The sequence below is a fragment of the Mesorhizobium sp. PL10 genome (assembly GCF_053714315.1).
This window is the reverse complement of the sequence record NZ_JBSKBR010000026.1, coordinates 23,799-46,469: the sequence shown is the minus strand read 5'-3', so window position 1 is coordinate 46,469 and position 22,671 is coordinate 23,799. Positions and strand designations below refer to the sequence as shown.

Sequence of the window (22,671 nt, the reverse complement as noted above, 5' to 3'; positions counted from 1 at the left end):
CTCGAGGCCTCGCAGGCGATGCGAAGCAAGGTTCTCATTCGGCTGCGACCGCCGCCGACGGCGCGGGTCTGTTCTTCCAGGGCGCGTCGTAGAGGTCCCAGACCGGGTTGTTGATGGCCAAGTCCATGTCCCGAGCGAAGATGGCGAAGCCGTCATATCCGTGATAGGGGCCGGAATAGTCCCAGGAGTGCATTTGACGGAATGGTATTCCCATCTTCTGGACCGGGTACTTTTCCTTGATGCCGGAGCCGACGAGATCAGGACGGATTCCCTCGATGAACTTCTCAAGTTCGTAACCGGTCACGTCGTCATAGATCAGCGTGCCCTCTTTCACGTAATGACCGGTGCGCTGATAGTCGTCGTTGTGTGCGAATTCGTAGCCTGTGCCGACGATCTCCATGCCAAGGTCTTCGTAGGCGGAGATCACGTGCCGAGGGCGCAGGCCACCAACGTAGAGCATCACCGTCCTGCCCTCCAGGCGCGGCCAATACTTGTCGATGACCGCGTCCACCAGCGGGCGGTATTTGGCAATCACGGACTCGGTTTTTTCCTGGATCCCCGGCCCGAAATGCTTGGCGATGGTGCGCATCGAGGCTTCGATCTGGGAGGGTCCGAAGAAATTGTACTCCATCCAGGCGATGCCGTATTTTTCTTCCATGTGTCGGCAGATATAGTTCATCGATCGATAGCAATGGATGAGGTTGAGCTTGGCTTTCGGCGCGCGCTCGATTTCGGCGAGCGTCGCGTCACCCGACCAGTTGCCGACCACGCGCAGGCCCATCTCCTCGAGCAGGATACGCGACGCCCAGGCATCACCGCCAATATTGTAATCACCAATGACGTTGACATCGTAAGGGCCTGCCTCGAACTCATCTTCCTTCTTCTCAAAGACCCAGTCGCGGATTGCGTCATTGGCGATGTGGTGGCCGAGCGACTGCGAGACCCCGCGGAATCCCTCGCAGCGCACCGGCACGATGGTTTTTTCGTACTGCTTGGCCTTCTTGCGTGAAACCGCCTCGATGTCGTCGCCGATCAACCCAATCGGGCATTCCGACTGGATGCTAATGCCGTTGTTCAGCGGGAAAAGCTCTTCGATCTCGTCGATGATCTTTTCCAGCTTCTTATCGCCGCCGAAGACGATATCCTTTTCCTGAAAGTCTGAGGTGAACTGCATCGTCACAAAACTGTCGATGCTCGTGGTGCCGACATAGTAGTTGCGGCGCTGCGACCAGGAATATTGGCCACACCCGACAGGCCCATGCGAGATGTGGACCATGTCCTTCACCGGCCCCCACACCACGCCTTTGGAACCCGCATAGGCGCAGCCCCGGATCGTCATCACACCGGGAATGGACTTGATGTTCGATTTGACGTCGCATTCGGAGAATGGCTCCGCCTCTCCAGCAACCTCTTGGCTGCTGGTAGCGACGCCCAAGTGTTTCTTGCGCCGCTTTGCCGTCTTGTCTGGATACCGCGATAGCACTTCCTCAATGAGCTTGGTGTGCAAGGCGCCGTCATTTTGGGGGTCAAGGCTCATAAAGCTGCCCTTTTTGAGGTTCGTCGTCTGGCGCCTGGTAGACGCCGTTCGGTGAAGGCGCCGGGATACCCGGCGCCCTGGGCGGGACTATTGAGCGGCCGCAGGTGCGGCTTCCTTTGCCGCAAGCTCGGCAAGCATCTGCTCCTCCGTCTTCATGATGCCGAAATCGAGCAGCATGTCTTCCAGCTCTTCCATGGTGATGGGAGTCGGGACGGTGCCTTGACCGCCATTGGCGTGGATTTTCTCGGCAAGCGCGCGGTATTCTCCGGCCTGCTTGGAGTCTGGCGCATATTGGATCACCGTCATCTTGCGCAGTTCGGCATGCTGGACGACGTTGTCGCGCGGCACGAAGTGGATGAGCTTGGAATTCAGCTTTTTCGAGAGAGCCTCGGCCAGATCGAGTTCGCGGTCGGTCTGGCGCTCGTTGCAGATCAGCCCGCCGAGACGCACGCCGCCCGAATGGGCATATTTCAAAATACCCTTGGCGATGTTGTTGGCGGCATAGAGCGCCATCATCTCACCGGACATGACGATGTAAATTTCCTGAGCCTTATTCTCGCGGATAGGCATTGCGAAGCCGCCACACACAACGTCACCAAGCACGTCGTACGAGACGTAGTCCACGTCTTCGTAGGCGCCGTTCTCCTCAAGGAAATTGATGGAAGTGATGACGCCTCGGCCTGCGCAACCGACGCCCGGCTCGGGTCCGCCGGATTCGACACACTTGATGTCCTTGTAACCGATCTTCAGCACGTCTTGGAGTTCGAGGTCTTCGACGGACCCTTCCTGTGCGGCAAGGTGGAGCACAGTGTCTTGCGCCTTGGCGTTTAGGATAAGACGGGTAGAGTCGGCCTTAGGGTCGCAGCCTACGATGAGAATCCTCTGCCCGAGGTCCACCAGGGCAGCGAGCGTGTTTTGGGAGGTGGTAGACTTCCCGATGCCCCCCTTTCCGTAGAATGCGATCTGACGCAAACGCGACATGTAGCTTTCCTTCCTTCGTTCCATATAGTGGGGCCAATACGCGAATGACCGGTCGGCAGATCATGTGCCGCTCCTAAGAACGGATCAAAACTCGTGCCAACCTGCGTGGGGCCGACGTGAAGAAAAATTAGCATTTGTTTTGAGCGGTCTATCCTCATGCAAGACGGCTGATATTGGCCAAACACCTATGTCGCAGATCCGACAAAGCCCACATAAATGTCGATTGGTTATGTCGACGGTGACCCATCACAGCTCAGCAATCGACAACCCTTGACAATGACCGCGTGATGGCCCCGTTCACACCATCATTGTAAGAGACGACCATCTCTACCAAAAAACGCCAATGGCCGGCGCGCGAGAGCCCGTGTCCGACCTGGGTGTTGCCGCTGGCCTCCACCAGCAGGATCATCGGCTGCTCAGGCGCTGGCATCGAACCTATCATCGCCTGTTGCCGCGGCCGTTACTGGGCCGAGAGTCGTGACTTCGGACGCAGACGATTTCGCTCTCCGATATGCACCCAGCAACAGGCAGATACAATCGTGGTTGTCCTTTATGGCATGATCATCTGCTTGGGTTGTGGCGTCATGGTTCTCATCGTCTCTTGGTGTCGTGGCCGTTGCCGGGGTCGATTGATCGACTCTGGACGCAAATGATCTCGCTGTCACAAGAAAGCCCGCCAAGCCAATCGCGGTTGCCGCTAGAAAAATGGTCCTCTTTATTTCTGTCTCCGTTGAGCAATTTGGGAACGGCAGATCGAGTCGAAACCACTCTGCAGGCCTTCAGCCGCAGGGTGGCGGGCAGGTCGATTTGACGACCCTGTGGACCGCCGCTGATGACATCCTGAAACAGCTGCGATTACTGGCAAGGCGGATCGGCGTAGATGCCGACGAATCTCGGCCGATACCCTTCTCGCCGCTTATCGCCAATTCCGGCCTGATTGCGTTCTCATCCCTGCGATGAGAGCGCTGACACCTCAGAAGCGAGCATCAGTGCAGTTCCCCGGCAAAAGCAGGCAGGAGGATCTTTTCGCCGCCCCAGATCATCGGTTGCATTGCGGCGGCATCACTTGCGCGTGGGCGCCGGGGCCGAGTGGACGTTGACTTCGGCCGCCGAACCTCTTCGCCCTCTGATTCAATTCTCGCAGACCCATCGCGGCAAGAACCAGCAGATGAACTCGTAGTCGGGTATTAAATCAGGATCGTCGGCTGACCCATGGGTGGCATCCTGGCGGTCGTCGGTTGGTGCCGTGGCCGATACCGGCGCCGATGGATCGAGCACTGACACAAACGATCTTGCTGTCACAAGCAGACCCAGCAAGGCAATTATGATCAGAACGGTCCTCTTCATTTCTGTCTCCGTTGTCAGTTTGGGAACGGCAGATCGGGTCCATGCCACTCTGCCGGCTTTGAGTCCCAGGATGAGGGCGGGCCTATTTGACGAACTTGCGCACCGCTGCTGACGACATCTTGACGGAGCAGCCATCGGGGGCCGGGCGGACCGGAGCAGACGCTGACTGATCCCGGCCATCAGCATGGCCGACGGCAAGGTCTCATTCCGATCGAGAGAGCTAATCGCTCAGAACCGAGGATCGGGGGGTGCACTTCCCCAGCCCTAGGAAGCAGAGGATTCTTTCGCCTAACCCAAGAACACCGGCCGGATCAACGCGGGCATCTTGGGCGTCGTCGCTTGATGCCGTGCATGTCCCGGGTGCCGGGGGTGGCGTGGGCGCTGGAGCCAAGCGGTCGTTGACTTCGGACGCAAACGATGCCGCTGTCATAAACAGAGCGAGCAAGGCAACTGCAGTGGCCGGCAGCAGGAAGGCCCCCTTCATTTTCTAACTCCTGGTCAATTCGAGATCAAAGTCACCCTGCCTGCTTTGACTCGCAGGCGGATCACCGTGGCCTCGATAGAGATCATTGCTGACGACACCCTGACGAACTGGGCCATTACGCCGAAGGTTGAAGCTGGTTTCCGATTCCCGCCGTGAAAGAGGGGCGCGCTTGGTCGAACCAAGAGCGACGTCGCTTAAAAGGAGTCCGTCGAAACGCACAGCACCACGCCAGCACAGACTAATTCAATTCAGGCCCTTGCGAATTTGAAACCCCGGCGTGACCAAGCGCTTTGTTGACCGCCGGGATGATCTTGTTCCCCCACAGATCGAGCTGGCGCAACATCGTCTTCTGGTCGAAATCTCCCAATTGGGTCTGAATCGCTATCTGGTCCGGCTTCAGGATGTTTATCTCTTCCAGCAGGCGATCGATCACTCGATTCACGCTGCCGATCGGCAAGTTCTCGCGCATAATCTCGAAGGACAGATCTTGCTGCGTCGGTGTTTCGTGCAGCAGGTAGCCGTCCTGGCTCTGCTGGCGGCGCTGATGCAGTGCTTCAGATAGCCGGCGCTGAAAACGGGCATTGTCGAGATAGCTGTTGATTTCCGCGGCGTTGTCGCTGGCAAAGCAACATCGCAGCAGCGATATCCTGGCGTGCGCGGCATTCTTGGCCTCGCAACTCGCCGCCTTCTCGATGCTTTCGCGCAGCATCCGCATTGTCTCCAAGCCGTTATGGAATGCCGTGACAAAAAGATTGTGTCCCTCACGATACGCCCGGCCAATGCTGCGCGCGGACCCGGCAGCAATCCAGATCGGGGGGGTCGGCTTCTGAAGGGTGCGTAACGAGATCGCCGTCGGCGGTATCTTCTCATACTGGCCATTGTGCTCGAAGATCTTTTGGTTGAGGCCCTTGAGAAGAATATCCAAATATTCAGAAAATACAGCTGGCGCCTCATCGACATCGACGCCGAAACGCTCGAACTCGAACTGCTGGTACCCCGAGCCGACTCCGAGCTCGAGGCGGCCATTCGAAACGATGTCGGCGAAGCCTATCTCGGAGAGGAGGCGCTGTGGCTGATGGAGCGGGAGAACGCACACGCCGGTGCCGAGCCGAATGGTGTTCGTCACACCGGCGCAGTGCGCCACCATCATCAAGGGCGACGGAATCAGGCTGTAATTGTTGAAGTGGTGCTCGGCGAACCAGGCGGTTTTGAATTGAGCCTGTTCGGAAACCACCGCCTGTTCAATGGAGTTGCGGATCACACTGCTGGACGATTGATGATAGCCGCGTTGAGCGGCCAGGATGAATGTCGCGAATTCCATGATGGTTCCTTGTTTCACGGAGGTTGGCTGAACGGGGGATGCTTGAGATGTGTGTCCAGGCGTTGGCCGCGGTGTCGATGCTGTCTTGGTGGTCGATCAGTCCACCACACTGCGCTAAGCCGCTTCCGGTTCGGCGATCGCAGCCCGGAAGGTTGGCGCTTTATGCGGCCCCGCCTTGCGCCGCGCTTTCGTGCACCAGCCCGCCAGTTCAGTCGAAAAATCATCCAGTCCTCGGTTGCCTCCTGATCGAGTTCGCTGGTGAACCTGCATCACCGAACGAGGTCAAGCCGCCGTCCACATACAGGATTGAGCCGTTGACGTATGAAGCGTCAGGCGAAGCCAGGAAGAGCACTGCGTCCGGGACTTCTTCTGGCTGTCCCATCCTGCCCATCGGGATGCGCCGGCTGATCGCTTTCGGGTCAATGCTGCTGCCAGAGGTGCCGATGTAGCCACGAGCGACGGTGGCCGTCCGCATGCCGCTCGGCCCCAATTCGGCCGCCATGCACCGGGTCAGAATTTCCAACCCCGCCTTGGATGCACCATAGGCATGGCGCGGTGCCAAGGGCAAAGAGGTGTCGAGCGGTAAGATATGAAGGATCATGCCTCCGGGGCCCATCATCTTGATCGCCTCACGCGCGCAGGTGAAGGCGCCGGCAAGAGTCACATCAAGAACGTGGTCGGTCTGTGCCGGCATTCGGTCGACCGCCGACGTATCGGCGACAGCAGCACTGTTGACCAGGACCTCCAAGCGGCGGAAGCGCCCCCTCAATTCGTCGAACAGCGCCACCACGTCGCTCTCGACGGTCTTCACCGTTTTCGCGACATGCTCGCCGCCGAGCGATCGAGCGAGTTCTGTCGCGGCAGTGCCATCTCTGTCGGCAATCACGACGGTGTCCCCGTTCGCGGCAAAGCGGCGAACGACGGCCGCGCCCATGCCCTTTGCCCCGCCCGTGACAAGCACGACCCGCGCGCCGGTGGGCTCGGCTGGACGGGAGAGTTCGGCTCCTGGCGTCCCATCGACCGGCGGATGTGCATCGCCGGCTGATTGAAGGACATCCAACTACCATCAACCGTGATCACTGAACCGGTGATGTAACTCGCTTGCGGGCTGGCCAGAAATCGTACGGCCCGGGCGACCTCATCGGGGCGCCCTATGCGCCCCATCGGCACGCGGCGGCGCACCGCCGCCAGGTCCGCATTGCCGTCAGTTTCAAGTGCCGCCGTCATCGAAGTACGCACATAGCCCGGTGCCACTGCCGTCACGCGAATGCCGCGCGCAGCCCACTCGCATGCCAAAGATTTCGTGAAGGAGATAAGGCCTCGCTTTCGACGCACCGTAGGCATTGCGCTTGGGATTGCTGGCTATGCCCGATATCGACGCGACGTTGACGATGACAGCGCCGGGTTGCATCCGCCTCGCTGCTTCGCGGGCCATGACAAAGGGCCCGATCAAGTTTACTGCCAGGGTGCGTCGGAAGGACTCGATACTGGTCTCGACAGTCGCATCCATGGTGGGCCCAATAGCTGCGTTGTTGACGAGTACGCTGATCTGCGCGAACTGTGCTTCGACCCGGCGGTAAAGGGCAAGGATGTCCTCCTCTTTCGAGACATCGTACTCGAGGCCGATATGCGGACGGCCGAGACCGCGAGCCAGTTCAAGCACCCCACTGCCGGGAAGGTCCACCGCAACGACGACATCTCCCCCTGCGGCAAGCGTATTGGCCAGGACATGGCCGCTCGCGCCTGCAGCGCCTGTAATGATCACGATGCGTCCTGCCAGCCGGTTCATGAGACCAGCGCCGCCATCGGCGCCACCGATCTCGGCCCCTGCGACGCCAGGCGTCGGAAGGATTTCCGCCCAAGTGGGCCAGATCCGCTCTGGGTCACAAATTTTCTCCGCAGCATGGCGAGCGGACGGGCTTTCGCCGGAAAGGGGCTGGGACATCGCACCACAGTCACAGTCTTTCGCCTCCGCCGCGGCGCGTGGCGAGCGCGTAGACCGGGTCGACTGGATGCGGTGCTCCGATCGGCTGCCGGGGCCCGAACCGCTCGGGCTCGAAGCCCGCTGGCGGGATTTGCTCCTCCAGCCAGTCGTAGACCACCGTCCGTTCGGCAATCCGCCACGCCCCTTCCCGCTTCTGAAATAGATCGCAATAGCGGCCGCAGAGGAGCTCCTGGCGCATCTCGCCGGTCCTACCGGGTCCGCGTTGTAGCGCGGTGAAATAACTCTCGACTGCGGCGTTAGCGGGGCTGATGAAATCAATCAGGATGTTAGTGACCTGATGGACGTAGCGCGGTCGGGTCTTGAAGATATCGAGCACAAACTGGATGAAGCCCTCGGCCGGGCCGCAATAGGCACCATGATCGTCATGCGCATCGGGCCAGTACGCGCTGCGCAGTGCCGCCTCGTCGGCGCGGTCTATTCCGCGGCAGTAGCGATAAAGGCAGTCGCGGATTGCCTCGCGGTCGAGCAGTTCGATAACTCTTGCGTGGTCCATTGCTGTGTCCCAGGTTCTGAGATTGGGAGAGGCGTTTTCGCGCATTGAGTTGCGCAACAACGGTTGTTCGGCGCTTGACGGGGACGGTGGATGCACCTCGCCTGGCTGTTTGCGCGTTTTTGGTGCGGCTCGATGCGAGCCAGGCCCCCGTGACAAAGATGGTCGCAATTCAAGCAACGGCCGTGCAATCGATTTGCAGGGCACGCTCGGGGCATGATCGTGCGCCGCGTGCCGCCAGCAGTTCGTCTCCCACCGCCACCTTGATGTCACCGGGCAGAATGTGCCCTCGTCATCAAGCGTGAAGACATCCGGTGCTTGTGCCCAGCATCGCGCGTGACCCTGGCATTTGGCATTGCGGACGATGATGCGCATGGCTTTAGCTCCACATTTGTTCGGCGTTGGTCAGCACCAGTCCAGGATCAGATTTTTGATCCCGAACAAATGGCCGCCGTGGGTGATGGGCGTCGTACCTTCCTTGATCCGGAACGCGGGGATGCGCGCCAGCCACTCCTCAAGGCCAATGACAATCTCGCGCCGCGCAAGGTGTGAGCCAAGGCAGCGGGGGGACCATGGGCAAAGGCGGTGTGGCAATTGTCCTCTCGTGCCAGATCGACCGTGTCGGGGAATGCGAATTCCGTCGGATCACGTTTGGCAGTCATCGTGGCACAGGAAATATAGTCCCCCTTGCGGATAGGTGCGCCTTCGAAGTCGATATCTTTGGTTGCCACGCGGATCATCTGCACGGTCGGAAAGGCGCGTAGCAATTCTTCGGCTGCCAGCACGATGCGTTCGGGTTTGGGCCGCAGCCATTCCTGGTCTTTTGGATTGCGCGCGAGATAGGCCAAATCAAAGCCTATTGCTGCTGCAACCGTGTCGAGACCCGCAACGAACACGAGCACGCCGATGCCCAGGACTTCCTTGTCGGTCAGCGGGCGGCCCTCGACCTTAGCCTCGACGACGAAGGTCATGAAATCACCGACGGGTACCTTGCGGCGCAGGGCTGCGAGGTCGTCGATAAAAGAGACAATCCGCTGGGCTGCTGCCGGCCTTTTGACACCCTCGCCGTGCAGAAGATCCTTCCCCCAGCCGACAAATAAGTCGAGGCGGTCGTCGGACAGCCCGAGAAAGCGAAGAAAGATGCTGACCGCGAAAGGGAAGGCGAAATCCTTCATAACATCGCAGCTTGTGCCCGAGGCGGCGATCCTGTCGATGAGTGCGATCGCCCGCACCCGGATAGCTGGTTCCAGCGCTCTTACCCGCTCGGGCGAAAACAGTGGGTTGAGGAGTGAACGAAAAATGCCATGAGCTGGTGGGTCGAGTTCAAGTGGGATCATCGGCCAGTTTTCGCCGAGCGCGGAGGCGAAGATGCTGCGGTGGCTGGAAAAGGTGTCGGTGTCCTGCAGCACGCTACGCTGGTCTCTGGCGGGCGTGATGACCCAGATACCCCGGCCATCGCGGGTGTTGTGGGGGGTGTAAAAGATGGCGGCCCAGCATGGATGCAGCTCACAGCTGCGTGCGGATCCCCGTTGGCCGTGGGGGGCATCCCAGGCGACGTGAACAGGCTGAAGTCCCTTACCAGTTCGGGCGGGACATGACCTGGAACAGGGTTGCTCGCAGCTTCGTTTTTCCTCATCTGAAGCCTCCTTGGGACCGTATGGGGTTGGGCCTCCGGCTCGAGAGCGCTGTCACAAGTGCGAAGCGAATGAACTTCCCTCCTCCCAGTAACACGGGCGGATGAAGCGTTAGCGGCCGCGTGCCTGTGAAGGAAGCGACTTTTCGTTCAGGCCTATGTCGTTCCTGATCCGCGCAAGCCTGCTTTCGTCTTCCTCGGAGCCAAAGCAGCTTTCGAAATCACTGCATTGGCGGCAACTGGGCGCGGTGCATATTGAAAAGCCTTCAGCTTCGCAGAGCATGCGGTAAAGGTACTTCTTCCATTTCATGTTCTTGGTGTTGCCGGCTGCCAGTGTCGGGAACTGCGTGGCGAGCAAGCGGCTGAGTTCGGCCCGGTTGAAAAGGCCAAGATCCTGCCAGAGATGGTCATCGCGCATGGCGCGCCGCGCGATGATTTTGGCAAACCGGGCGCTCGCCGGGTCTTCCGGCCGGGACTGCGCCAGCAGGAGGTCGCGCAGCAGTTGTTCCTCCATATCCGGCTCGACGTCGGTCGCCTCTTCCAGGGCGAAGGCACTGATAGGAACATGCGGGAAATGGTCGATCAGGATACCACGCAGTTCGGCGCGCGAAAGGCCGGTTGCCTCCGTCGCAGTCGCCTCGCTGGCATCGATCTCCTTGAGCGCTTTTGAGAGGACACAGGCAAGCACATACTCATCGAACCTTAGCGCCGGATCGATCGAAGGCCATTGAACGGCGCCGGGCGCGCATGCATGTGGAAGCCGACGGGGCCAATAGGGCGTTCGAACTCCGCCAGTGATGCCCGGTTTCCTAACGATGCCATGAGACTGACCTGACATTTCGCTCCTGCTTCGTTGGCCTCGATCACGACGTCATCCGCGACTTGAAAGCCTGCGTCCTACCGCTAGTGGCGAGGGATTCAAACGGCGTGCCAACTGCGCCGCCACCGACACAACGAGAACCTAGAAGGCATTTCTCGTGAGTTTAGTGGGAGCGCGGCGAGAACGCGGACGACACAAGCGTCACCGATTCCGACAAACCCGACATTGGGGTGTCGGTTTCAGCATCCCGAATGGTGGACAGGATTCTGCGCAGCGGACGCGGATTTCCGAGCCTTCCGACTGCCCTTGTCCGATGTCCGACATGCGACAAGCATACTGGAACCGCCTCCTTGTTCCGAAACGATTTCTCCCTTGGCACGGTAAATGCGTCGATATCGGCGAACGCTTGACGGACTAAGGAGATGAGCCTTGTTGCAACCGGAATGGCAATGCGGATGCGGCTTGCATACCGCGCATTTGGCAATGCCGCGCGCGGCGCACGCTTTGCGCGCCACCGCCGTTATTGACCGTGAAGCAACACATTTCCGGTGCGCCCAGAGATCGGCGGACGTTTGCGCCGGTTTGAGGGTCGGCCGGACAATTCATTTCGAGCGTGGTGACCATGCCGGTCGGGAGATTGTTGCTTTCGATGTATATCGCCGTCTTCGGCGCGACACACCGGCACCTTTTGCGCGAGGACAAACCGTTCCTCATCGGTTTCCCTTCCAGCGGCATGGCCGCCGAAGGCGTGCCAGAGGATCCAGGTCACCCAAATCACTGTTGTCGGATGCCGAAGAGCAGGAACTAGGGCTCCCCGGGGATTGGGAACGCCCAAGGCCTTCATCTCATCGCCGGTTGGCGGTCGGCGTTGCGTCGTCCCAACAGCGAAGTACCGCACCAGTTTCCCTTCTTGAGGAGCAACCTTGATGACCGTGAAAAATAAAATTCCGTTGGTTACCTTTCGCACACGTATTCGCGATGACTCTATTGGCGGGCCGAATCCATACCGTTGGGATGACAACACATCCGACGACTATTTCAGAGGCAAGCGCGTCATCCTGTTCTCGCTGCCTGGGGCCTTCACGCCGACTTGCTCGACTTACCAAGTGCCGGATTTTGAAGAGCTCTATGATGAGTTCGAGAAAGAGGGAGTTGAGGCGATCTACTGCGTCTCGGTCAATGACGCCTACGTCATGAATGCGTGGGGCAAGGCCTTGGGGGTGAGAAAGGTTCAGCTCATTCCGGACGGCTCGGGCGAGTTTACGCGCAAAATGGGTATGCTGGTGGCCAAGGACAATGTCGGCTTCGGTATGCGCTCCTGGCGTTACGCCGCACTCATCAACGATGGTGTAGTGGAGCAATGGTTCGAGGAGGAAGGTTTCTCCGATAACTGCGAGACCGACCCCTATGGCGTCTCGTCACCGCAGAACATTCTTGGCACCCTGAGGGGCGTTAAAACCACGGCCGCGGTACGGCCTGGTGGAGTCAACGTCTCAGGGCCAGTTGCGCACAGGCCAAGGGCATTGCGGTAATCATGAAGCCCTCAGCAAGCCTGCTTCTGAGCCAGAAGCAATCTCTGGTTCTAACACCTCAGCTCATTGAATCAATTCGCTTGCTGCAACTGGCGCACACGGAACTGCGCCAATTCGTAGAGCAGCAAGTCGAGAAGAACCCCTTTTTGGAGCTGGCTACAAACGACAGTGAGGCTGATGGTGACGGCTCGCCGATTTTGGGGGAGGATCCGCTCAGCGGCGAACGCGAAAACCCGGTTGATAGGCCTCTCAAAGCGGACTCTTCTGAGCGGCTAAGGCAACAGAAGTCAACGCACGACACATCCGCTGTCGGGCCCGGGGAAAACCTTACCGCGGAAACGTTTGTCGCCAATCCCGAAACACTGCACGAACATGTCGCCCGTCAGATCGCCCTCACTGCGTTGAACCCACAGGAGCGGATGATTGCCGGCGCGCTTGCCAGTCATCTGGACGACGCTGGTTATCTTCAGGTGGATCTTTTGGAGCTAGCCGGAATGCTGAACCTTTCCGTGGCTGTTGTGGAAAGGGTTCTAGCAACCTTGCAGCTTTTTGACCCACCGGGGATATTCGCGCGGGACCTCGGCGAGTGCCTGGAAATACAGTTGCGCCAAAAAAACCGGTTCGATCCGGCCATGACAACTCTGGTCGAAAATCTGCAGATGGTCGCTGACCGTGACTTCAAGGCATTGAAGCGGCTCTGCGGGGTCGATGATGAGGACCTTCTAGACATGCGGCACGAACTGCTTGCGCTCGATCCCAAGCCAGGTAACCGATTCCAATCAGGGGGACTGGAATCGATTGTACCCGATGTGTGGGTCCAGGCATCCGCCGCAGGTGGATGGAATGTCGAACTTGATCCGGACACGTTGCCCAGGGTGCTGGTCGACCAAATCTATTTCACCGAGGTCTCCCGACTTACCGCCCAAAATCCGAAAGATCAGGCATTCCTGAACGAATGCTTGGAGAACGCGAATTGGCTCGTCCGCAGCCTCGATCAGCGCGCCAAGACGATCCTCAAGGTGGCCGCTGAAATTGTCCACCAGCAGGATGCCTTTTTGAGACATGGCGTGGACCATCTACGGCCCCTCAATCTTAGAACCGTCGCCGAAGCGATCAATATGCATGAGTCGACTGTCAGCCGGGTGACGTCTAACAAGTACATGCTCACGCCGCGTGGCGTGTTCGAACTGAAGTATTTCTTCACCGTCGCGATCGGCTCTTGCGAAGGCGGCGGCGCCCACTCCGCCGAAGCCGTTCGTCATCAGATCAAGGCGATGATCGCCGCGGAAGATGCCGTCCTTTCCGATGAGGACATTGCCGTGCGGCTGAGGCAAAACGGCATCGACCTTGCTCGCCGCACCGTCATGAAATACCGGGAGGCAATGAACATCCCCTCCTCCGTGCAACGGCGCCGGGAGAAGCGTGGCTGGCCTTGATCAAATCTACCCACTGGTCCCGCGGCGAAAACTTCACAATCAAAGACGATGGCGTTCTTGATTGATGAGAGGTGGTTGTGGCCTATGTCCGGCCAAGGCCGCCCCGCCCGACGTGTTCGCTGCGCTGGGTGCTGAACCAGGTCCTGCAATTGCGTGAACAGCTGCCACGACATCAAGTCTGGTCCCCCCTTTGGGCGGCGACATCGGGTTGCTCCTCGGGAATGTTGTCGAACGACGCATAATTGAGGTTGTACAGTTTGAAGTACAGTCCGCCCATGGCCATAAGCTGATCGTGGTTGCCGGTTTCGATCACTTCTCCGTTCTGCAGCACGATGACGTGGTCGACATTGCGGATCGTGGCAAGACGGTGGGCAATCACCAAGCCAGTGCGGCCTTCAAGAAGCCTTGTTAGAGCCTTCTGGATCAGCATTTCCGTGTAGCTGTCGATATTGGCGGTCGCCTCGTCGAGGATGAGGATCTTGGCATCGGCCAGGAGAGCGCGAGCGAAACTGATGAGCTGGCGCTGACCGAGCGAGAGATTGCCTCCCCGCTCGGCCAGAGGGGCGTCGTAGCCGCCGGCCAGGTTCACAATGAAGTTATGGGCGCCGACAGCTTTGGCGGCTTCGATGACCTCGTCGCGCGTCGCGTCCGTCCTATGGTAGCGGATGTTGTCGAAGATCGTCCCCGTGAAGAGGAACGGCTCCTGCAGGACCATGGCGACCTGCCGTCCGAGCGAATCCTGGGTCAGGTCGCGCACATCATGTCCGCCGACCAGCACCTGGCCGCGCTGGACATCATAGAAGCGGTGAACGAGCGCCATGGCGCTCGATTTGCCCGAACCGGTGGGGCCCACCAGGGCGACGGTCTCGCCCGGGCTGATCTTCAAGGAAATGTTTTTCAGCACCGGATGTTTGGGATCGTAGCCGAAAGTGACATTCCTGAATTCGACCGAACCGTCCATCTGCGGCGAAAGCGCCTTGGCGTCAGGCTTGTCATGAATCTCGATGTCCAGGTCGAGCACCTCTGTCAGTCGTTTGCCGGAGGCCATTGCGCGTTGCATGACAGAATACTGCAGCGTGAGCGAGCGGATCGGGTCGAAGAAGCGCTGGATATAAAACAAAAATGCTATCGTCACGCCCACATCAATGCGGTCGTTCACGACCTTTGAACCGCCCACGACGATGGCGGCCAAGGCAAGGCCTGTGAGGGTATCGACGATCGGCACCGTGACCTGGGCGTATTTGGCCGCTGTCAGTTGGGTCTTGAGATTGGCACGGGCCTTGTCGTCATAGAGGACAAAATTGACCTTCTGGCGATCCATAGATTGGACGACCCGCACGCCATGAATGGCCTCGGCCAGCGCGCCATTGGCGGCCGCATTGGTCTCAGTCGCGGCCATGAAGGCATTGCGGGCGCTCGGCAGCCAGAAGATGCGGACGATGAAGAGGACTGGCAAGACCGAAAGCGTAAGGAGCGCCAACGACAAGTCCAGCCACAACATGACGAAGACGATGCCGAAAAGAAGGGCGATATCGCCCACCGAAAGCACTGATGTCTCGAGAAATTCCTGGATTGAACTGACATCGCCCTGGAGTCGCGACATTAGACGTCCGACCTCGGTCTGGTCCATAAAGGAAAGCGAAACCTTCTGCAGATGGCGGAACATGGCGCCGCGAATGTCGAAGAGCACAACCTCGACCATTTTGCCGATCACGCTCTGTTGCATGTAGCTGGCAGCGTAATTGGCCAGAATCGCGACAAAAAAGGCGCCAGCGGCCGCAAGCAGCGCAGATCGATCGCGGCTTCCCGGAGTGATAGCGTGCTCGACCGCGTAGCTAATGATCAGCGGGATGAGAAGCTGCACTCCGGCGCAGATCAGGACTGCGAAAACGGCGATGACAACCTTGATCCGGTAAGGCTCAACGAATGCCCAGATCCGCCGGACAATGTTCTTGTCAAAAGCCCGTCCGAACACCTCATCTTCCATCCGATGCGAGCCGACGACAGCGCGCGGCGGACGCGTACCGTCGCCGACATCGTTGCGTTCGCTTTCAACTTCGACGATCTGCGGCATCAGTTCGCGCCGTCATCATCGCGTGGGCGCCTCTGAAGATTGTGAAGGGCCTCGTAGCGCCCTCCCTTGACCAGAAGCTCTTCATGAGTGCCACGTTCGACGATCTCGCCATTTTCAACGAAAAGAATTTGATTTGCATGCATGACGGAACTCAGCCGGTGGGCAATGATGATGGTCACGCGGTCTTTGGCGAAACGGCGCATGGCGGAGCGAATGCGCTGTTCGGTAGCGGCGTCGATCGCTGCGGTCGAGTCGTCAAAAACAATTACTGATGGACACAACATCATCGCGCGGGCAATTGTGAGACGCTGGCGTTGGCCGCCCGAGAGGGAAACGCCACGTTCGCCCACGACTGTCTTGTAGCCAGCGGGCAGGCCCAGGATGTAGTTGTGCAGCTGGGCGAATTCGCTTGCGCCCTCGATCCGCGGTTCGCTGGCCCAGGGGTCTCCGTAAGCGATGTTGTTCTCTACCGTTGTGGTGAACAAGTACGGTTCTTGCTGCACGACCGCGACCGCCCTGCGAAGCGAGGAAAGGGTGATGTTGCGGATATCTTGCCCATCAAGCGTGATGCTGCCGCCGGTGACATCGTAAAAACGCGGGATCAAGTGAGCAATTGTCGACTTGCCCGAGCCGGGTGGACCGACGATAGCGACAGTCTCGCCTCGGCGGGCCTGGAAACTGATATTCCGCAGGGTTTGGCGGTTTTCAGCGCCAGGGTAAGCGAACGAGACATTCTCAAAACGCAAAGTGCCCTCGCTGATCTGGAGGGGGTTAGCGACGGGTGCATCCTTGATCGTGATGTCCAGGTCGAGGAAGCCGAACAGACGCGAACCGCATGTCGAAGCGCGAGCGAAGGCGTTGACCATCAACCCGATTTGGCGGACCGGCATTTGCAGGACGGTCATCAATGACAGGAACGTCGTGAGGTCTCCGACGCTGATCTCACCGTCGATGACCTTGTTGCCGCCAATCCAGAGGACCAGCCCCATGGCAAAAAAGAAGGAGAAGGTCATCGCCGAAGTGTTGCGCGCGTGAATGTCCACGCGTTCTTGGGAAAGTGCGAGCGCACTCTTGGACGCTCGATCGAACTTCAGCATCTCGTAGGCCTGCGCCGAAAAAGCGCGGACGACGCGAATGCCGCAGAGATTTTCCTCCATGACGCGGCTTAGAACCGCAAGCCGCCCTTGCAGTTCGAACCAAGTGGCGCGCAGCGTGAGCTGGCTGCGCGATGAGCGCCATGCGACGAACGGAACAAAGCTCAGCGCCAGACTACCGAGCACCAGATTGGTGGAGAGCAGAATGTAGGCGCCAATGCCGATTAGCATGGCCAGTAGCACGGCGCGGACCAGCGCTGTGGAGAAATACCAGCACACGCCTTCGACATCGAGCATGCAGATGGTGATCAGATCGGCTGAATGCCCCTGGTCATGAAAGGAGAAGCTGAGGCGCTGGATCTTCTCATAGCAGGCGAGCCGCAGCTCATAGGCGAAGTGGTGCCCGACCGATTCGGCAAAGTAGTTGTGCGCCAATGTGAAAAGGCCACGCAGCACAGTGATGGCGAGCAACAGGAGACCCCATACCCAAAGCGCTGGTTCGACCGTACCGCCGATCGGGACCTGGTCAAAAAGCACACCGAGCACTACAGGAATGAGCAACTGGAGGATTGCAGCGATGAAACTCGATCCAATCGCGAAGGCAACCTGCCGCCGGTGCCGCAAATTCATGCATGTTATACGCGTGAGCGTGCTCAGGCCCCGGCCCCAAACCGCCGCCTCCACATGCGCGAGCGAATTCCTCGGACCGGTTGCCCCGCCATCAGCATGACTGCTCACGGGCACAACTTCCAGATCTGGTTGCTTCAGCTTTGGTGAGCTAGTTGGGCGGCTGACCAGAACAAGCACCTGCTGGAGGACGATTACCCAAGGTTGGCGTTCCATTTTGTGTGTCCCCGGCCGTTGGATGTGGTGTGGTGAGCAAGCGAACGGCTGAGCTCGGCCTGGTTAGGACGCGAGTGCTTCGGCAGGTTGTTGTGCCCCCTCTTCGTGGAATGATCTTGCAAGCGACGGGTCGCCGGCCGGGCATGCGTCAGCATCCAAATCGGAATCGACACCTTCCATGGCGAAGACTGAAAGGAACAATGGAGGGAAACTGCGGAGCAGGATGTCCGCCTCCGCATGAAGACCAGGTGGCTCGATCGTGGTCGCCTCGGCCGGCTATTTCATCGTCAACCAGTTCGCTACCGGTCTCGAGGCGTTTCCGAAATGTCGACGCAGAAGCTGCGGTGTGCCGATGGAGTGGCCGGTGGCTCGCAGCTGACGATCAAGATATTTTGCTGAAGATCGAGGGGAGCGGCGAACCTGTTTTGGGAGGTGGCCAATGTAAATGCCACGTGGCCCATTGAATGGGAATCTGAGGCAGACCTGACATGATGCTGTCCTTCTTTCGTTGCGATGTCACGGCTGACATGAATGGCGGTCGCTTTCCTGCCGCCTCGCGACGAGGGAGCTTCAAAAGCCATGCCAATTGCGTCGAAAGACCTGACAGAACAGATCCTCATGTTATTCAATGACTTGAAGGGGCTGACTGGACACCGCGATGTTGTGGGCTCGACAAAGCCGACAGTGGGTGTTTGGTGCGCAGCTTTCTAGAGGAAGAGCCCTGCCCACGCCTTCCACCGGCTGCGTGGTGTGCGATATCCGATTTGCGTCATGCGATGTGCCGGCGCTAAAAACATTGCGGTGTTTTAGAAAACAACTTTCTCCTTGGCACGGTACATGCGTCGACATCGGCGAAGGCATCGCGCACTCGAAGAGAAAGGCATCCCATGATCACGCTCACCGAAAATGCTGTCGCCGCGGTGAGGACCGCGCTTTCCCAAGCCAGCGAGCCTGCGGAAGGTTTGCGCATCAAGGTGGAAGGGGGCGGCTGCGCGGGACTGAAATATCTCATGGGCTTGGAAAGCCTTGCGCGTGAGGGCGATGCGGTCATCGAGACAGACGGCGTCAGGGTGTTCGTGGACGTAGGCTCGCAACCCCATGTCGCTGGTATGACGGTCGATTTCGTCACGAGCTTCGAATCCTCTGGCTTTGTCTTCGATAACCCGAAAGCGCGGGAGAAATGCGCTTGTGGGAAGTCCTTCGGCTGATTGCCTGAGAGAAGAGACCCGTCAATGGTCGGGTCTCGCCCAAAGGGCGTGTTTTCGGTCAGCGAAGGAGAGCCTCATGAGGCCGGTCTATCTCGACAACAACGCAACCACACGAGTGGATCCTGAAGTCTTTGAAGCGATGCGGCCGCTGTTTATGGATCAGTTCGGCAATCCTTCGTCAAAGCACGGATTCGGCGCTGCCGTGAGCGTGGCCATGAAAAAGGCGCGCCAGCAGGTGCAAGCGCTGATCGGCGCGCAATTCGACGATGAAATCGCATTCACATCGGGCGGAACCGAAAGCAACAATGCGGCGATCCTTTCGGCGCTGGGGGTGATGCCGCGCCGGACAGAAATTGTGACCTCCGCGGTCGAGCATCCGGCCGTGCTGGCGCTCTGCGAGCATCTTGAGAAGACGTGCGACATCAAGGTCCACAAGATCCCGGTGGATGGCCGTGGCCGGCTCGACCTTGACGCCTATAAGGACGCCCTCACCGCGCACGTGGCAATCGTTTCGATCATGTGGGCAAATAACGAGACCGGCACGATTTTCCCGACGGCAGAGCTTGCTGAATTGGCCAAGGAAGTCGGTGCCCTGTTCCATACGGACGCGGTGCAGGCGGTCGGTAAGCTCCCGATGGACCTGAAATCAACAGCCATCGACATGCTGTCGCTCTCCGGGCACAAGCTGCACGGCCCCAAAGGGATCGGTGGGCTTTATGTCAAGCGCGGCGTGCGCTTCCGTTCTCTGATCAAGGGAGGGCACCAGGAGCGCAACCGGCGCGCCGGCACCGAGAATACCCCTGGGATAGTCGGGTTTGGCAAGGCAGCCGAACTTGCCATGAAATTCATGGATGAGGACAGCAAGCTGATAAGATCTCTCCGCGACGGCTTGGAGAGCGGGCTTCTCCAGCGCATTCCACACGCTTTCGTGACCGGCGATCCGCTGGATCGGCTCCCGAATACGACCAACATCGCCTTCGAGAATACCGAGGCCGATGGCCTGCTGCTTCTTCTCGATCGCGAGGGCATCGCCTGTTCCTCTGGCTCGGCCTGCAGTTGCGGCTCGCAGGAGCTCAGCCATGTCCTGAAAGCAATGAACGTTGCCGGCAGCGCCGCACAAGGGGCAATCCGCTTCTCCTTGTCGCGCTACAACAGCGGGAAGGATATCGACCGGGTGCTCGAGGTCATGCCCGCACTGGTGGCGAAGCTGCGCGACCCCTACCCGGCCTGCAACGGATACGGCGATGGGATTTGAATGCGGATCTTGGTGGAGGAGGAAGCCGAGCCCGAGGGACCATCATCACCAAGGAGTTTACAAATGAGCCACTGTTCCACCGAACGGCCAATCGTCGACGTTACCGACATTCTCACGCGGCTGAAAGGCTTGTCTGCTGCGGAGGAGTTCTTCGTGGCCCTTGGCGCCTTCTATGATCCGAAGGTGCTCAATGTCTCGCGGCTCCACATCATGAAGCGCATGGGCCAATATCTTGCCGAAGAGGATTTCTCCGGTCTCACCGACCAGGTGATCGCCGCACGCGCGCGCGCCACACTGGAACGCGCCTATGAGGACTTCGCGACTTCCTCGCCACTCAAACAACGAGTCTTCAAGGTACTGAAAGACCGCGACCCAAATCGGCCCGCCACGCCGGGCCTTGCCTTCGTCCCGTTCGATTCCGTCCTGAAGCCGTTTGGAAAGGAGTGAACGCGACACGTTTGCCATAAGACATGTCGTGAAGCCGACGAACCCGCCTCTCACGGACACGCCTCAAAAGCAGAGTGCCGCGTCTCCAACGTATAGCGACATGCCAAACGGTTGGCACGAATGGTGCTTGCAAGCAGATCAAGCACCAAGCCGTATCCCATAGAAGCCAGAGAGACCGCATGCATATCGTCGTCTGTATCAAACAGGTCCCGGACTCCGCTCAGATACGCGTCCACCCGGTTACCAACACGATCATGCGCCAGGGTGTGCCGACCATCATCAACCCATACGATCTGTTTGCCCTTGAAGCGGCACTGAGACTACGCGACGCAGACGGCGGCGAGGTCACCGTGCTCACTATGGGGCCGCCCATGGCAGAGGACGCGCTGCGCAAGGCGCTCACCTATGGCGCCGACCGCGCCGTGCTCCTGACCGACCGTTTTTTTGCAGGCTCCGACACCCTGGCGACCTCCTTCGCTCTGTCTCAGGCTATCGGCAAGATCGGGGAGACGTTCGGCCCGCCAGATATCGTCTTCACTGGCAAGCAAACGATCGACGGCGACACGGCCCAGGTCGGGCCAGGCATCGCCAAGCGCCTCGATCTCCTGCAACTCACCTATGTCGCGAGGATCGCCTCCCTTGATCTCGATGCGCGAGAGATCACGGTCGAGCGCCGCGGGGAAGGCGGCATGCAGATGCTGAAGAGCAAGCTTCCTTGCCTCATTACGGTGCTGGAAGGTGTCAACGAGATCCGTCGCGGCTCGCTGCACGATGCCCTGCGCGCCGCCCGCAGCCAGATCGTAAAGTGGAGTGCGGCCGAGGCTGGTATCGGGGACCTCGGCAAATGCGGCCTTCGCGGATCGCCAACTGTCGTGAAGCGTGTGTTCGCCCCGCCCAGCCGGGCAGAAAAGGCGGTGCAAATCGACACTGCAGACAAGGCGCTGCGTGATCTCGCCGACGAGCTGATTGCCGCAATTTTCGCGCGCCAGCCGGCGCTGGAACACGAATTGGCCTTCGAAGGTGGCTCGGGGCAAGGAGCTTAGGATGTCGCTTGTGAACCAAGAAACCCCGCCTGCCGCCAGTGGTCGTCCCGGCATGAAGAAGGATTTGCCCGAGCGTTTCAAGGATTACCGGCACGTCTGGGTTTTCATCGAGTTGGAGCGGGGCGAAGTCCATCCGGTTTCTTTCGAACTGCTGGGGGAAGGCCGTAAGCTGGCCGACAAGCTCGGCGTGCAGCTTGCGGGAGTCGTGCTCGGACCGCCGGGAGAGGCCTCACGGTATGCCGTCGCCCAGGCCTTCGCCTATGGTGCCGACCTTGTCTATATCGTGGAGGCGCCGCTGCTCGCCGACTACCGCAACGAGCCCTTTACCAAGGCAATGACTGACTTGGTCAATCAATACAAACCCGAGATCCTGCTTCTGGGTGCCACCATGCGTGGCCGGGATCTTGCCGGCTCCGTGGCGACCACCCTGCTGACGGGGCTCACGGCCGACTGCACCCAACTTGATGTGGATCCTGACGGTTCGCTTGCTGCGACCCGGCCGACTTTCGGGGGTTCGTTGCTATGCACCATTTATACGCTCAACTGCCGGCCACAGATGGCAACAGTGAGACCGAGAGTCATGGCGTTGCCGCAGCGTATGAAAAAGCCAGTCGGGCAGGTCGTCGAACACAAGATGTCGATGCTCGAAGAAGAGATCGTCACCAAGGTCCTTGGCTTCCTGCCCGATGCGCAGTCGGTAAAGGTGAATCTGGCCTATGCCGATGTCGTGGTTGCGGGAGGCCTCGGCCTGGGCGGGGCGGAGAACCTGCAGGTTGTGACGAAGCTCGCGCGGGCGCTCGGCGCCGAATATGGCTGTTCGCGCCCGCTGGTCCAGAAGGGCTGGATGTCGGCTGAACGGCAGATCGGCCAGACTGGCAAGACCATCAGGCCAAAGCTCTACATCGCGGCCGGAATTTCCGGCGCCATCCAGCACCGGGTGGGCATTGAAAGCGCCGATCTGATCGTGGCCATCAATACCGATCCGAACGCGCCGATTTTCGATTTCGCCCATATCGGTATCGCCGCCGATGCGATCCGCTTCCTGCCGGCGTTGACGGAAGCCTTCACCCGGCGGTTATCGCCGCACAGTCGCGACAAGCTTGCGAGCTAAGGGAGACGGC

General features: G+C 59.4%; 19 protein-coding genes and 2 pseudogenes. 7 read left to right on the top strand and 14 right to left on the bottom strand.

The genetic code is table 11. The annotated features are described in order from the left end of the window. Window positions 1-34: 34 nt before the first annotated feature. The 12 genes and pseudogenes from nifD to ACWGTO_RS28030 all read right to left on the bottom strand — a co-directional run bounded on the left by nifD (window position 35) and on the right by ACWGTO_RS28030 (window position 10,636). Window positions 35-1,537 (bottom strand): nitrogenase molybdenum-iron protein alpha chain, encoded by a 1,503-nt coding sequence (gene nifD / locus ACWGTO_RS28085; RefSeq protein ID WP_454578043.1) that lies wholly within the window; start codon window positions 1,535-1,537, stop codon window positions 35-37. Window positions 1,538-1,624: 87 nt separating this feature from the next. Continuing rightward, on the bottom strand, window positions 1,625-2,518 hold the full coding sequence (gene nifH / locus ACWGTO_RS28080) for a nitrogenase iron protein (RefSeq protein ID WP_454578042.1): 894 nt from the start codon (window positions 2,516-2,518) through the stop codon (window positions 1,625-1,627). Window positions 2,519-2,771: 253 nt separating this feature from the next. Next, on the bottom strand, window positions 2,772-2,927 hold the full coding sequence (locus ACWGTO_RS28075; protein WP_454578041.1) for a hypothetical protein: 156 nt from the start codon (window positions 2,925-2,927) through the stop codon (window positions 2,772-2,774). A gap of 722 nt (window positions 2,928-3,649) precedes the next feature. Next, window positions 3,650-3,865: a hypothetical protein gene (locus ACWGTO_RS28070; RefSeq protein WP_454578040.1), complete on the bottom strand. Its 216-nt coding sequence runs from the start codon at window positions 3,863-3,865 to the stop codon at window positions 3,650-3,652. Between the two features lie 722 nt (window positions 3,866-4,587). Continuing rightward, on the bottom strand, window positions 4,588-5,670 hold the full coding sequence (locus ACWGTO_RS28065) for an LLM class flavin-dependent oxidoreductase (RefSeq protein WP_454578039.1): 1,083 nt from the start codon (window positions 5,668-5,670) through the stop codon (window positions 4,588-4,590). Window positions 5,671-5,890: 220 nt separating this feature from the next. Next, the gene (locus tag ACWGTO_RS28060) at window positions 5,891-6,604 is read right to left on the bottom strand and encodes an SDR family oxidoreductase (RefSeq protein ID WP_454578038.1); all 714 of its coding nucleotides are present in this window, start codon (window positions 6,602-6,604) and stop codon (window positions 5,891-5,893) included. Further along, window positions 6,553-6,966, bottom strand: coding sequence for an SDR family oxidoreductase (locus ACWGTO_RS28055; RefSeq protein WP_454578037.1), 414 nt, complete (start codon window positions 6,964-6,966; stop codon window positions 6,553-6,555). The genes ACWGTO_RS28060 and ACWGTO_RS28055 overlap by 52 nt, the downstream gene beginning before the upstream one ends. After that, entirely contained in the window at window positions 6,881-7,459 is a 579-nt protein-coding gene (locus tag ACWGTO_RS28050; RefSeq protein ID WP_454578036.1) for an SDR family NAD(P)-dependent oxidoreductase, read from the bottom strand. Before ACWGTO_RS28050 ends, ACWGTO_RS28055 begins: the two co-directional genes overlap by 86 nt. Before the next feature lie 166 nt (window positions 7,460-7,625). Further along, window positions 7,626-8,168, bottom strand: coding sequence for a nuclear transport factor 2 family protein (locus ACWGTO_RS28045; RefSeq protein WP_454578035.1), 543 nt, complete (start codon window positions 8,166-8,168; stop codon window positions 7,626-7,628). 169 nt (window positions 8,169-8,337) lie between these two features. Then, window positions 8,338-8,540 (bottom strand): annotated as a pseudogene (locus tag ACWGTO_RS28040) (ferredoxin). A 30-nt stretch (window positions 8,541-8,570) separates the two neighbouring features. Continuing rightward, a pseudogene (locus tag ACWGTO_RS28035) lies at window positions 8,571-9,801 on the bottom strand (cytochrome P450). A gap of 109 nt (window positions 9,802-9,910) precedes the next feature. Then, complete coding sequence (locus ACWGTO_RS28030; RefSeq protein ID WP_454578034.1) at window positions 9,911-10,636, bottom strand: nitrogen fixation protein NifQ; 726 nt, start codon at window positions 10,634-10,636, stop codon at window positions 9,911-9,913. Window positions 10,637-11,544: 908 nt separating this feature from the next. On the opposite strand from ACWGTO_RS28030, the gene ACWGTO_RS28025 reads away from it, so the two are divergent. Then, window positions 11,545-12,150, top strand: coding sequence for a redoxin family protein (locus ACWGTO_RS28025; RefSeq protein ID WP_454578033.1), 606 nt, complete (start codon window positions 11,545-11,547; stop codon window positions 12,148-12,150). A gap of 2 nt (window positions 12,151-12,152) precedes the next feature. Continuing rightward, window positions 12,153-13,586, top strand: coding sequence for an RNA polymerase factor sigma-54 (gene rpoN / locus ACWGTO_RS28020; RefSeq protein ID WP_454578032.1), 1,434 nt, complete (start codon window positions 12,153-12,155; stop codon window positions 13,584-13,586). A gap of 172 nt (window positions 13,587-13,758) precedes the next feature. On the opposite strand, the gene ACWGTO_RS28015 is transcribed toward rpoN, so the two are convergent. Beyond that, entirely contained in the window at window positions 13,759-15,660 is a 1,902-nt protein-coding gene (locus ACWGTO_RS28015; RefSeq protein ID WP_454578031.1) for an ABC transporter ATP-binding protein, read from the bottom strand. Further along, the gene (locus tag ACWGTO_RS28010) at window positions 15,660-17,597 is read right to left on the bottom strand and encodes an ABC transporter ATP-binding protein (RefSeq protein ID WP_454578030.1); all 1,938 of its coding nucleotides are present in this window, start codon (window positions 17,595-17,597) and stop codon (window positions 15,660-15,662) included. Before ACWGTO_RS28010 ends, ACWGTO_RS28015 begins: the two co-directional genes overlap by 1 nt. Window positions 17,598-18,484: 887 nt before the next feature. Here ACWGTO_RS28010 and ACWGTO_RS28005 point away from each other — a divergent pair. The 5 genes from ACWGTO_RS28005 (at window position 18,485) to ACWGTO_RS27985 (ending at window position 22,661) form a co-directional block, all read left to right on the top strand. Then, window positions 18,485-18,805, top strand: coding sequence for an iron-sulfur cluster assembly accessory protein (locus ACWGTO_RS28005; protein WP_454578029.1), 321 nt, complete (start codon window positions 18,485-18,487; stop codon window positions 18,803-18,805). 76 nt (window positions 18,806-18,881) lie between these two features. Beyond that, window positions 18,882-20,060, top strand: coding sequence for a cysteine desulfurase NifS (nifS, locus tag ACWGTO_RS28000; RefSeq protein ID WP_454578028.1), 1,179 nt, complete (start codon window positions 18,882-18,884; stop codon window positions 20,058-20,060). Window positions 20,061-20,123: 63 nt separating this feature from the next. Then, on the top strand, window positions 20,124-20,507 hold the full coding sequence (nifW, locus tag ACWGTO_RS27995) for a nitrogenase stabilizing/protective protein NifW (protein ID WP_454578027.1): 384 nt from the start codon (window positions 20,124-20,126) through the stop codon (window positions 20,505-20,507). Window positions 20,508-20,686: 179 nt separating this feature from the next. Then, window positions 20,687-21,550, top strand: coding sequence for an electron transfer flavoprotein subunit beta/FixA family protein (locus ACWGTO_RS27990; RefSeq protein WP_454578026.1), 864 nt, complete (start codon window positions 20,687-20,689; stop codon window positions 21,548-21,550). A gap of 1 nt (window position 21,551) precedes the next feature. Continuing rightward, window positions 21,552-22,661 (top strand): electron transfer flavoprotein subunit alpha/FixB family protein, encoded by a 1,110-nt coding sequence (locus ACWGTO_RS27985; RefSeq protein WP_454578025.1) that lies wholly within the window; start codon window positions 21,552-21,554, stop codon window positions 22,659-22,661. Window positions 22,662-22,671: the final 10 nt, after the last annotated feature.

Bases quoted from the DNA above. Each gene is read 5' to 3' on its own strand.
- ACWGTO_RS27990 (WP_454578026.1), top strand. From the start codon at position 20,687: ATGCATATCGTCGTCTGTATCAAACAGGTCCCGGACTCCGCTCAGATA.
- nifS (WP_454578028.1), top strand. From the start codon at position 18,882: ATGAGGCCGGTCTATCTCGACAACAACGCAACCACACGAGTGGATCCT.
- ACWGTO_RS28065 (WP_454578039.1), bottom strand. From the start codon at position 5,670: ATGGAATTCGCGACATTCATCCTGGCCGCTCAACGCGGCTATCATCAA.
- ACWGTO_RS27985 (WP_454578025.1), top strand. From the start codon at position 21,552: ATGTCGCTTGTGAACCAAGAAACCCCGCCTGCCGCCAGTGGTCGTCCC.
- nifH (WP_454578042.1), bottom strand. From the start codon at position 2,518: ATGTCGCGTTTGCGTCAGATCGCATTCTACGGAAAGGGGGGCATCGGG.
- ACWGTO_RS28070 (WP_454578040.1), bottom strand. From the start codon at position 3,865: ATGAAGAGGACCGTTCTGATCATAATTGCCTTGCTGGGTCTGCTTGTG.
- ACWGTO_RS28010 (WP_454578030.1), bottom strand. From the start codon at position 17,597: ATGGAACGCCAACCTTGGGTAATCGTCCTCCAGCAGGTGCTTGTTCTG.
- ACWGTO_RS28015 (WP_454578031.1), bottom strand. From the start codon at position 15,660: ATGCCGCAGATCGTCGAAGTTGAAAGCGAACGCAACGATGTCGGCGAC.
- ACWGTO_RS28060 (WP_454578038.1), bottom strand. From the start codon at position 6,604: ATGGGCGCGGCCGTCGTTCGCCGCTTTGCCGCGAACGGGGACACCGTC.
- rpoN (WP_454578032.1), top strand. From the start codon at position 12,153: ATGAAGCCCTCAGCAAGCCTGCTTCTGAGCCAGAAGCAATCTCTGGTT.
- nifW (WP_454578027.1), top strand. From the start codon at position 20,124: ATGAGCCACTGTTCCACCGAACGGCCAATCGTCGACGTTACCGACATT.
- nifD (WP_454578043.1), bottom strand. From the start codon at position 1,537: ATGAGCCTTGACCCCCAAAATGACGGCGCCTTGCACACCAAGCTCATT.
- ACWGTO_RS28045 (WP_454578035.1), bottom strand. From the start codon at position 8,168: ATGGACCACGCAAGAGTTATCGAACTGCTCGACCGCGAGGCAATCCGC.
- ACWGTO_RS28005 (WP_454578029.1), top strand. From the start codon at position 18,485: ATGATCACGCTCACCGAAAATGCTGTCGCCGCGGTGAGGACCGCGCTT.
- ACWGTO_RS28025 (WP_454578033.1), top strand. From the start codon at position 11,545: ATGACCGTGAAAAATAAAATTCCGTTGGTTACCTTTCGCACACGTATT.
- ACWGTO_RS28030 (WP_454578034.1), bottom strand. From the start codon at position 10,636: ATGTCAGGTCAGTCTCATGGCATCGTTAGGAAACCGGGCATCACTGGC.
- ACWGTO_RS28075 (WP_454578041.1), bottom strand. From the start codon at position 2,927: ATGATCCTGCTGGTGGAGGCCAGCGGCAACACCCAGGTCGGACACGGG.
- ACWGTO_RS28050 (WP_454578036.1), bottom strand. From the start codon at position 7,459: ATGAACCGGCTGGCAGGACGCATCGTGATCATTACAGGCGCTGCAGGC.